Annotated in this window: 9 protein-coding genes and 1 pseudogene; 8 read left to right on the forward strand and 2 right to left on the reverse strand. The window is 44.2% G+C overall.

Translation table 11 applies throughout. From position 1 onward, the window contains the following. Both Q0991_RS20325 and Q0991_RS20330 read left to right on the forward strand, forming a co-directional pair. Positions 1–187 (forward strand): DUF4915 domain-containing protein (locus tag Q0991_RS20325; RefSeq protein ID WP_299491971.1); only part of this gene is annotated, 187 nt, incomplete at its 5' end. Positions 188–225: 38 nt separating this feature from the next. Then, complete coding sequence (locus Q0991_RS20330) at positions 226–4,587, forward strand: hypothetical protein (protein ID WP_299491973.1); 4,362 nt, start codon at positions 226–228, stop codon at positions 4,585–4,587. A 91-nt stretch (positions 4,588–4,678) separates the two neighbouring features. Here Q0991_RS20330 and Q0991_RS20335 read toward each other — a convergent pair. Next, positions 4,679–4,871, reverse strand: a pseudogene (locus Q0991_RS20335) (transposase); the annotation flags it as partial. A 153-nt stretch (positions 4,872–5,024) separates the two neighbouring features. Beyond that, entirely contained in the window at positions 5,025–5,741 is a 717-nt protein-coding gene (gene rpaB / locus Q0991_RS20340; RefSeq protein WP_299491975.1) for a response regulator transcription factor RpaB, read from the reverse strand. A 434-nt stretch (positions 5,742–6,175) separates the two neighbouring features. On the opposite strand from rpaB, the gene Q0991_RS20345 reads away from it, so the two are divergent. From Q0991_RS20345 to Q0991_RS20370, 6 genes are all read left to right on the forward strand, one after another. Next, positions 6,176–6,319, forward strand: coding sequence for a chlorophyll A-B binding protein (locus Q0991_RS20345; protein WP_235112839.1), 144 nt, complete (start codon positions 6,176–6,178; stop codon positions 6,317–6,319). A 61-nt stretch (positions 6,320–6,380) separates the two neighbouring features. Continuing rightward, positions 6,381–6,530, forward strand: a complete 150-nt coding sequence (locus tag Q0991_RS20350) for a chlorophyll a/b-binding protein (RefSeq protein ID WP_299491979.1) — start codon at positions 6,381–6,383, stop codon at positions 6,528–6,530. Between the two features lie 346 nt (positions 6,531–6,876). Continuing rightward, a complete protein-coding gene (locus Q0991_RS20355; RefSeq protein WP_299491981.1) occupies positions 6,877–7,029 on the forward strand; it encodes a high light inducible protein in 153 nt (50 codons plus the stop codon). Positions 7,030–7,119: 90 nt separating this feature from the next. Then, positions 7,120–8,076 (forward strand): RNA polymerase sigma factor, RpoD/SigA family, encoded by a 957-nt coding sequence (locus Q0991_RS20360; protein WP_299491983.1) that lies wholly within the window; start codon positions 7,120–7,122, stop codon positions 8,074–8,076. A gap of 389 nt (positions 8,077–8,465) precedes the next feature. Then, positions 8,466–8,663 carry an electron transporter gene (locus Q0991_RS20365; protein ID WP_299491985.1) on the forward strand — a complete coding sequence of 66 codons (198 nt, stop codon included), beginning with the start codon at positions 8,466–8,468 and terminating at the stop codon, positions 8,661–8,663. Between the two features lie 221 nt (positions 8,664–8,884). After that, on the forward strand, positions 8,885–9,232 hold a 348-nt coding region (locus tag Q0991_RS20370; RefSeq protein ID WP_299491987.1), incomplete at its 3' end, for an ATP-dependent metallopeptidase FtsH/Yme1/Tma family protein.

Consider the following 9,232-nt stretch of genomic DNA (forward strand, 5'->3'; position numbering starts at 1 on the left):
AGATGTAGAACCTCGGTGTGGTTTGCTCGTCATTGATCTACGCACAGGAGATATTGTCCATTCCTTGACCCTTGAAGGCATAGTGACGGAAATGTATGACGTTGCGATTTTACCGAGGGTACAACGCCCTATGGCCATTGGGTTAAAAACTGACGAGATTCGTCGCACCGTGACGATAGGTTCTTGACCACAATCATGAAGAGTCATCTAGGAGATTACTAAACAATGCCAGCTTCAATTAGTGTCAACGACCTGGATGGTAAAAATGGAGTTCTCCTGAACGGTATTGCTACGAGCAGTGTTAGCCCTGGCCAATCCGTTAGTAATGCAGGAGACATCAATGGGGATGGCTTTGATGACGTCATTATTGGAACACCATATTATTCATCCGCAGGTTCTTATAATGCTGGTTATATCGTGTTCGGCAATGCAACCCATCGCCCTAGCCTAGACCTATCGGATCTTGACGGCACTAATGGTTTTATTCTACGGGGTATAGAAAGTGATGATTATGCAGGCTATTCGGTAAGCGATGCAGGTGACATCAACGGTGATGGTATTGCTGACGTCGTTATTGGTGCTCCCTCGGCTGGTAATGCTTCTGAATATGAAGGGCCAGATGGCCATACCTATATTGTATTTGGGCAAACTGAAGCCTTCAACGCTAATTTTGAACTCTCTACATTAGATGGCAATAATGGCTTTCTCTTTAGTGGAGGTGGAAGTGGAGTCTCTGTTAGCCAGACAGGCGATATTAATGGTGATGAGATTGATGATCTGATTATTGCCACAAATAACAATACTCAAACTTATGTAGTTTTTGGTAGAGAAGACAGTTTTCCCAAAAATCTCAGCCCAGCAGACTTAGATGGCAGCAATGGTTTCATAATTGAGGGTATTTCAGAAGGAGTATTCGTCCCGCGCACACTGGTTAGTGAGGCAGGAGATATCAATGGTGACGGTATAGATGATCTGATTATCTCTGATGCATTAGAAAGCCAAAATTACGTGGTTTTTGGTCAAATCGAAGAATTCTCCGCAACTTTCAACGTTTCTATACTGGATGGCAGTAATGGTTTTGTTATTGATAGTGGCAACAAGCCACGCTCTATCAGTGGAGCTGGAGATATCAATGGTGATGGCATAGATGACATCATCCTCGGTGTTCCTGACGCCAGCCCATACGGCAACTCTGAACTTGGACAAAGCTATATAATTTTCGGCGATAGTACTTTTTTAGACACCTTAAATGTTACTGACCTGGATGGCAGTAATGGTTTTACTATCAATGGTGGACAAGATGCCGCCAATTCTGGCTCCTCAGTGAGCAGTGCTGGGGATGTGAATGGCGATAATTTCGATGATCTGATTATTGCTGCATCAGATTCCGAAGCAGCTTATGTTGTGTTTGGAAATGGTGAGGGATTCGATACCACACTAGAACTATCGACCCTTAATAGTAATCAAGGTTTTGCTATTACTGATATAGCAGTTTCTGGTGTCAGTAGGGCAGGCGATGTTAATGGTGATGGGTTTGATGACCTGCTCATTGGAACTTCAGGTTATTATGCTGATCCAGATAAAAGCTACGTCATTTTCGGTGGCATAATTCCTCAGATAGATCTTAATGGCTCCATAAAAGGGATAAATACAACAGCCACCTTTTCAGGTCGTTCTATTTTGCTTTTGAGCCAAAATAATCTGGTTTTAACTAGCTCTGGTCGTAATACACTTTCGCAGGCCACCATCTCGATTACCAATCTAAAAGATGGAGCTGACGAAAGTCTTGCAGTTCAAACCAGTAATACAAACATTACAGCTACCTACGACTCTTCTGCAGGAATCCTCACACTCGAGGGACAAGATTCTCTTGAAAATTATCAGCAAGTATTGCAAAGCTTAACCTATAACAACACCGCTATTCCTGCTGAATCTACCTCTCGTGAGATTACGATTACTATTTCAGATGAAGGGGTATCTTCGACAGCTAATATCACTCTTTCTATCCTTAGCAGTGCTCCAAATTCATTCTTTAACCTCTCTGAACTAGATGTGAACAATGGATTTGTTCTTAATCAAGGGAATGGGCAAATCAATAGTGCGGGTGATATCAATGGTGATGGTATAGATGACTTAATTTTGGGTGGATATTCTGAAGCCTTTATCGTTTTTGGAGTAGATGCAGAAATTCCTAATATCAATCTCGCTAATCTTGATGGTCGTAATGGATTCAGCATTAAGAATTCAACATCGAATAGTTTAGGGAGCTACACAGCGAGTGTGAGTGGTGTAGGGGATATTAATGGAGATGGTCTAGATGACGTTGTGCTGGGTTCTCCATACACTTCATCCAACGGAAATTTTGCAGGCCAAAGTTATGTTGTGTTTGGTAGCACCAAAGACTTTAGTGCTTCTTTTGATATTGCTTCATTAGATGGTCTTAACGGCTTTGTCCTGAATGGTATAGAGGGAAGTCGCTCAGGTTCCTCTGTCAGTAATGCTGGAGATATAAATGGTGATGGGTTCGATGACCTAGCCATTGGTGGTCCATTTGCCACGGTTAATGGTAACTATGCTGTCGGTCAAACCTATGTCGTCTTTGGTAGCAGTGAGCTATTGGCATCGACCTTAGAACTGGCCAAGCTTGATGGCAATAATGGCTTCACCATTAACGGTAGTGCTGAGTTTGCTGCATCGGGTAGCTCTGTTAGCAGCATCAGCGATTTTAATGGGGATGGCTTTAATGATCTGATTGTTAATGATGGTTTTGTTGTATTTGGCTCTAGCGCAAACTTTAGTTCAACTCTTGAATTAGCAGATCTTGATGGTGGCAATGGATTTGCCATCACGAATACGGGACCGTATACATCTATCGTAAATGATGCGGGTGATATTAACGGAGATGGCTTTGCAGATCTGATTATTGGCAATTTATTTGCGAATGATTATGCAGGTCAGAGCTTTGTGGTGTTTGGTCAGTCTGATGGCATAGGTTCAAGCTTTGATGTTTCTACCCTCGATGGTCGAAATGGCTTCATTCTTAATGGGGAAGTAGGTGGCTTCTCTGAAGGAGAACGTTCTGGTAGTTCAGTTAGTAGTGCTGGAGACATCAATGGTGATGGGTTTGGTGACTTGATCATTGGGGCTCCTAGTCGTCGAGACAATAATCCAGGTAAAGCCTACATCGTTTTTGGAAAAGCTGAAGGCTTTCCGGCTAGTGTGGAGCTTGCTGATTTAAATGGCCGCAATGGTTTTGTCCTCAACGGTGTTGATATTAGTGGCGAAACAGGTGGCTTAGGTGGCTTCGTCGGTAGTGCAGGTGATATCAATAATGATGGCTTGGATGATCTCATGGTTTCGGCACCCACTGCTGGTAGCTATGCAGGAAAAACTTATGTGGTGCTTGGCAATTCAGCACCGAAGTTGAATCTTAGTAATTCTGAATCTAGCATTGAGGCTACAGCGTTCTTCCAGGGTGACGCCGCAGCGGTTTTGGGCAGCCAACTAGAACTATCTGACAACAGCAATAGTTTAATTGGCGCAACAATAACTATCACAAATCCCTTAGATGGCATAACCGAGACTTTAGATAGTCAAGCAGAAGGAACAAACATTGACGTTTCCTATGATTCTACCTTGGGTGTATTGTTCCTTAGAGGTGAAGATACAGTTGAAAATTACCAAAAAGTTCTGCGTACAGTAACGTACAACAACACAGCCAAAAATCCTGATACAACAGATCGCATTATTGAATTTTGGGTCGATGATGGGCAAGCTCATAGCAATAAAAGTGTTGTGGCAACTACGACGCTTTCATTCAAGACATTTAATCAAATTGACGGCACAGATCGCTCAGATCAACTCCTAGGAGATTCTGAAGCAGATTTAATTAAGGGTTTCAAAGGCAATGATTTTCTGTCTGGACAAGCTGGGGATGACACCTTGCTTGGTGGTAATGACAACGATAAATTATTGGGCAATCAGGGCAATGATAGCCTCAATGGCGGGCGAGGAAATGATGTCCTGTTGGGTGGGCAGGATGACGATATCCTCAGAGCGGGGATTGGCAAGGATCTTCTGTTTGGAAATGAAGGGGATGACCAGCTCCTTGGGCAACGGGGAGATGATGTCTTACATGGTGGGCTAGGCAATGATGACCTTCAAGGAGGTCGAGGTCGAGATTTGCTCAATGGCGGAAGTGGAAATGACACGTTGTCAGGCGCTGGGAGCAGCGACTATTTATTCGGAGGTCGAGGCAATGATCACCTACTGGGCGAGAGGGGAAGCGATATTATCCAGGGCAATGAAGGGGATGATTGGATTGATGGCGGTTTAGGACAAGATAGTCTTTTTGGAGGGCAAGGAGTTGATCAGTTTGTGTTGCAGGCTGGCAACGGCAAGGACATTATCTTTGATTATCAGGATGGTATTGATTCCTTCGTCTTAGTCGATCTGAATTTCGAGGAGTTAGAGATTCAGCAAGACGGTGGACAAACTGTTATTCAGGTAGAGTCCACGCAAGAGGTCCTAGGCCTGTTGCTGTATGTCAAGGCTAGCCATATCGATCAAACCGATTTTTCATCGTAACGATATGGCTCACTTTTCTGAGAAATGAACTGCAGCCATTGAGTTTAGGTCTTTTAGAAGTTACGCATTGACAGAATAACAATGAAGTGGTACCCATTGGTTGGACAATGTTGAGGGGTACTTAGAAATCCTTCGGTTTGACGCCTTGCTAACCCATAAATACATTTGATGGTCTCAAAGGTGGAGATTGCTGTATCGCTATAGGTCAGAGAGGCTCCCCGCTTGTTACTCGGTGTGTTTTTCAGCCAATGTTCAATGGCTGATTGTTCGAGCCAGAAGGTCACACTTCCCCGCTATTTGAGACCAGCGTTATACTCAGACCAGTTGCGGATTCGGTAACTCATGGGCTAGCGGTTTTTGGTGGTACATAAACTCTAGCTCATGCCTTGTCCGCAGCACCTATTCATGCAACAACGCCGTTTGTAAAACTCCAATATTTACTCAGCTCCTCGCTGAATCGTGTAGCCTACTCCCCGGACTGACAAGATCATATCGGGATCGTCTGAATCTTCTTTGAGCTTGTTGCGCAGGCGAGACATATGAACATCCACAACGCGGGTATCGATCTTGCCATCAGGACTATATCCCCAAACTTTTTGGAGGAATTCAACCCTCGAGATCGGTTCACCGGGACGGCTGACCAGTAACTCCAGTAAGTTAAACTCCAGATGCGTGAGCTGAATGCGCTCATGGTGCTTATAAACTTGCCGTTTGTTCGTGTCGATCTCTAGTTGCCCAATTTGAATGATACCGACCGATTTTTGGTGTGCTGCACTGGGCTTCGTAACCCGTCTGAGAATACAGCGAATTCTGGATTCTAATTCTTTAGGTGAGAAGGGTTTTACCATGTAGTCATCTGCACCCATTTCCAATCCAGTGATGCGATCCGCCACATCTGAGAGAGCGGTCAGCATAATGATGGGTACATCTGACTGTTGTCTGAGCGCCTGACACACTTGATACCCATTAAGTTTAGGCATCATCACATCCAAAATAATTAAATCCGGTTCCTGGTGCTGAAAAACCTGTAATGCTTCTTCTCCATCTGCAGCAGTAATGACAACGAAGCCCATCATGGATAGCCGAGTGTCTAAAATCCGACGAATACTGGCTTCATCATCTGCGACTAAAATTTTTTGCTGCTGGTCTTTCAAACTGCTTCAGTATCCAGAAACAGACAACAGTTCAGAGAACAATCTCCTTAAAGGAGAGAAATGGGCCAAGTTGTTGATGTTTGTATCTTCTTGGCAGCCTCTAGACTCTGAGTTTAGCAGTTGGTAGCCGGTTCCTTCGCTTTGTTGCAGCAATATTTGAGATTCGGTGGTTTTGGGTAATAAGCGGGAATAACTTTCTGGTGGAGGTCAGCTTCAACGAAGGGCATTCATCCATAGCTTGACTGAATCGCCCAAAGGCCTGCCACTACAGACCTCCCTCCATCTATTTACCTTGGCCAGAATGCTGAACTGTAAACAGGTTTCACAAAAAAGATCATAAAAATGACTAGAAGGGGCTTGACATATCTTTATGTATTCGTTACATTTATTTACATAAAGTTACAACACACATGAGTTTAACGGAGTCTAATTCTATGAATTCTTCCAACAGTTTCTTCGGCTTTAATCCCTTTGCTGAAGCTTGGAGTGGTCGTTTGGCCATGGTCGGCTTTTACATTGCCCTCGTAATCGAATTGGTCACCGGTAAAGGTGTTTTGCATTTCTGGGGTTTGATGTAATCCTTCTACCCGTTCACTAAACACATCACTGCAAGCTAATTATTAAGGAGATTAATCAACTATGAATTCTCAACCCTCTACTGGATTCAACTCATTTGCAGAAACTTGGAATGGCCGATTGGCCATGCTGGGCTTCACTTTGGCTATCATCACTGAGGCTCTAACAGGTCAAGGAATCATTGGTCAGCTTATTGCTTGGTTTACCCTCTAGTGTGGCCGATGGCCCGTAAGGCATAAGGCTGTCTCAACTGTCATTCTTCAGCCTATCTTGCCTTTTCCTTAAGTTATGGCGACCGTTAATGCTTGATAAATAACCTCTAGGGTTATTTTGGGGCGGGAGCCAGTCCTCTAATTTCTATCGAACTCTTACCCCAGGCCTAAGCTGGGGTTTTTATGTGTTGGGTAGAAATAGACTAAGCGCACAGCCTGAATAGCCCTCCTAGGCTGTATTAGATGCGAACAGACAAAAGTATTTATCATTTTCTTGACAAAACGTTACATTATCAGTTACATTTATTTACATAGATTATTTCCACCGCATTACGGAGTCAATTGATATGAGTACTCAAAATCCAATCTGGGGCTTTACCGATTTTGCAGAGACCTTTGGGGGGCGCCTTGCGATGATGGGATTCTCCCTCGCCTTGGTCACTGAAGTTTTGACTGGAGAAGGCATTGTTGGACAAGTTGCAACCTTATTGCACTTCTAAACCCCTGTCTTAACTCCTGTTTCCCCAGCGTCAAGCTGGGGAGCTATATTTCTTGTTCATTGATTTAGTGTCTACCCGAACATTGCCATTATGAAAAGCCCATTTGTTAGCAAAGATTCAATCACGACCTACCTCCGGGAAATCAGTCGTTTTCCCTTGTTGAATCACGAACAAGAGGTCATTTATGGCAAGCAAGTGCAGCGTTTGACGGTATTACAAGATCTAAACCAAGAGCTGAAAGGCCAGCTAGACCGCGAACCCACCCTAAAAGAATGGGCCGAGAAGGCTGGGGTGCCTGTCTCGCAACTGCAAAAAGACATAAATCTGGGGCAAAAAGCCAATCGCAAGATGGTTGAGTCCAATCTGCGCCTAGTCGTCTCGATTGCAAAGAAGTATAACAAGGCCAAAGTGGAATTCCTTGACCTGATTCAGGAAGGCACGATAGGTTTACAACGGGGTGTTGAGAAATTTGACCCCATGAAAGGCTATCGATTTTCTACCTATGCCTACTGGTGGATTCGTCAAGCGATGACCCGAGCGATCGCAGAACAAGAACGAACGATTCGTCTACCGATTCACATCAATGAGAAATTAAGCAAGTTGCGCAAAGTGAGGCGCCAACTCTCTCAGAAGCTGCATCGTGACCCTACGATTCAGGAACTGGCGGTATCCATGGACCTTTCTCCTAAGAAAGTTGAGGACTATCTTAACTTTGCTCGTCGCTCCATTTCCTTAGATATCCAGATTGGTGACCAGCAAAACACGGAATTGTGGGAACTTCTGGAAGATCCCAATGCTTCTCCTGATGACTATGCTACGGCCTCTTCTTTGCGGTCCGACCTAGAGAAGCTCTTGCAAGATCTCAATCCACAGCAGCGAGAGGTGATTACCCTACGATACGGCTTGATTGACCAGAATCCTTTGACGCTCGCTAAGGTAGGTGAGCGCCTGAACGTCAGTCGCGAATGGGTTCGCCGAGTCGAACGGGAAGCATTTAAGATTTTGCGATCGCAAAAGGTCGTGTTGCAAGAGTATCTCGCCTGCTAAGCCACCTTGCCAAGGCTCAATCTGCGCATTAGCTATTCTCCGACTTGTGAGAGTAGCTTTTTTATTTTATAAATTTACATTTCAATAACCGATATGGAATAGTGAAGCGCTACAGCAAGTGACGTATGGCCACTGGATCAGGTATTAATTCAATATAAATCCGTAAATATAGAGATTAATCTCTATATTGGAGCTTTTAAAAGTAAAAATAGCTGAAATTATATAAATTAGAATTTTTCAATTGTTTTTTGGGGGAATTGCTTCAAATAACATATGCATCGGTGCAGAGTATGGCAGTTAGCATGAGTTTTTGAAAAGCGCAATCTTTGTTGACATTATGTTACAAATTAGCTAATATATTTACATAGCGTTACATAAAGATTTTCACCATGTTTGCTCCCCTCGTCGTACTAGTCCGCAACATTGTCGGCCAACCTAAATTGAGTAAATTCCGAGGGAAGGCCATCGCTCGGCACTCTAAGGCCATCACCAATTTTTGTAATCAAGTCGGAATTGATCGTAGTCTTCGCCAGAACTGGATTCGACTAGCACGCGATAATGGCAAGCGACTTGGTTTACTTGCCTAAAGACTAGGCCTTTATAACCTCGGGGAGATATACATTGGTCCAGTTTGATGTGTCATGTCAACACCAACTGGTAATCCACCCAACCGATATCTTGACCCTTCACTGCCGCAAACCGCCTCCACTGACAAAGCTCCAAGCATCGGGCGACTGATCCCTGGAATGACTGCAGCGTATTTACCGATTTGAACCATCCTGAACATATTTTAAAGAAGGAACTTCTCATGCCTGTAAACGACAAACCTCGACGTCCACGTCCGAACCCCCTTAGCACCTTTCTTCTATTTCTGCCCATCGGACTTTTGATCTTAAACTTAGTATTTACCTTCGGGGGTAATCCCCGGGTTTCCAAAGTTCCCTACAGCTTCTTCATCGAGCAAGTTCAGGATGAACAAGTGGCTCGAGTCTCCGTTGGTCAGGATGTCATTCGGTATCAGATTAAAAATGCAGAGGGAGAACCTGGACAGATTCAAGAAACCACCCCCATTTTCGACCTAGAATTACCCAAACTCCTCGAATCCAAAGGCGTCGAATTTGCCGCCACCCCCCCCGCAGGCAATCGCTGGTTCACC

This window comes from Acaryochloris sp. IP29b_bin.137 (assembly GCF_028285745.1).
In the GTDB taxonomy this organism is placed as follows: Bacteria; Cyanobacteriota; Cyanobacteriia; order Thermosynechococcales; family Thermosynechococcaceae; genus Acaryochloris.

Excerpts from the sequence above, each read along its gene's own strand:
- Q0991_RS20330 (WP_299491973.1), top strand. The coding sequence starts at position 226 with ATGCCAGCTTCAATTAGTGTCAACGACCTGGATGGTAAAAATGGAGTT.
- Q0991_RS20345 (WP_235112839.1), top strand. The coding sequence starts at position 6,176 with ATGAATTCTTCCAACAGTTTCTTCGGCTTTAATCCCTTTGCTGAAGCT.
- Q0991_RS20350 (WP_299491979.1), top strand. The coding sequence starts at position 6,381 with ATGAATTCTCAACCCTCTACTGGATTCAACTCATTTGCAGAAACTTGG.
- Q0991_RS20355 (WP_299491981.1), top strand. The coding sequence starts at position 6,877 with ATGAGTACTCAAAATCCAATCTGGGGCTTTACCGATTTTGCAGAGACC.
- Q0991_RS20360 (WP_299491983.1), top strand. The coding sequence starts at position 7,120 with ATGAAAAGCCCATTTGTTAGCAAAGATTCAATCACGACCTACCTCCGG.
- Q0991_RS20365 (WP_299491985.1), top strand. The coding sequence starts at position 8,466 with ATGTTTGCTCCCCTCGTCGTACTAGTCCGCAACATTGTCGGCCAACCT.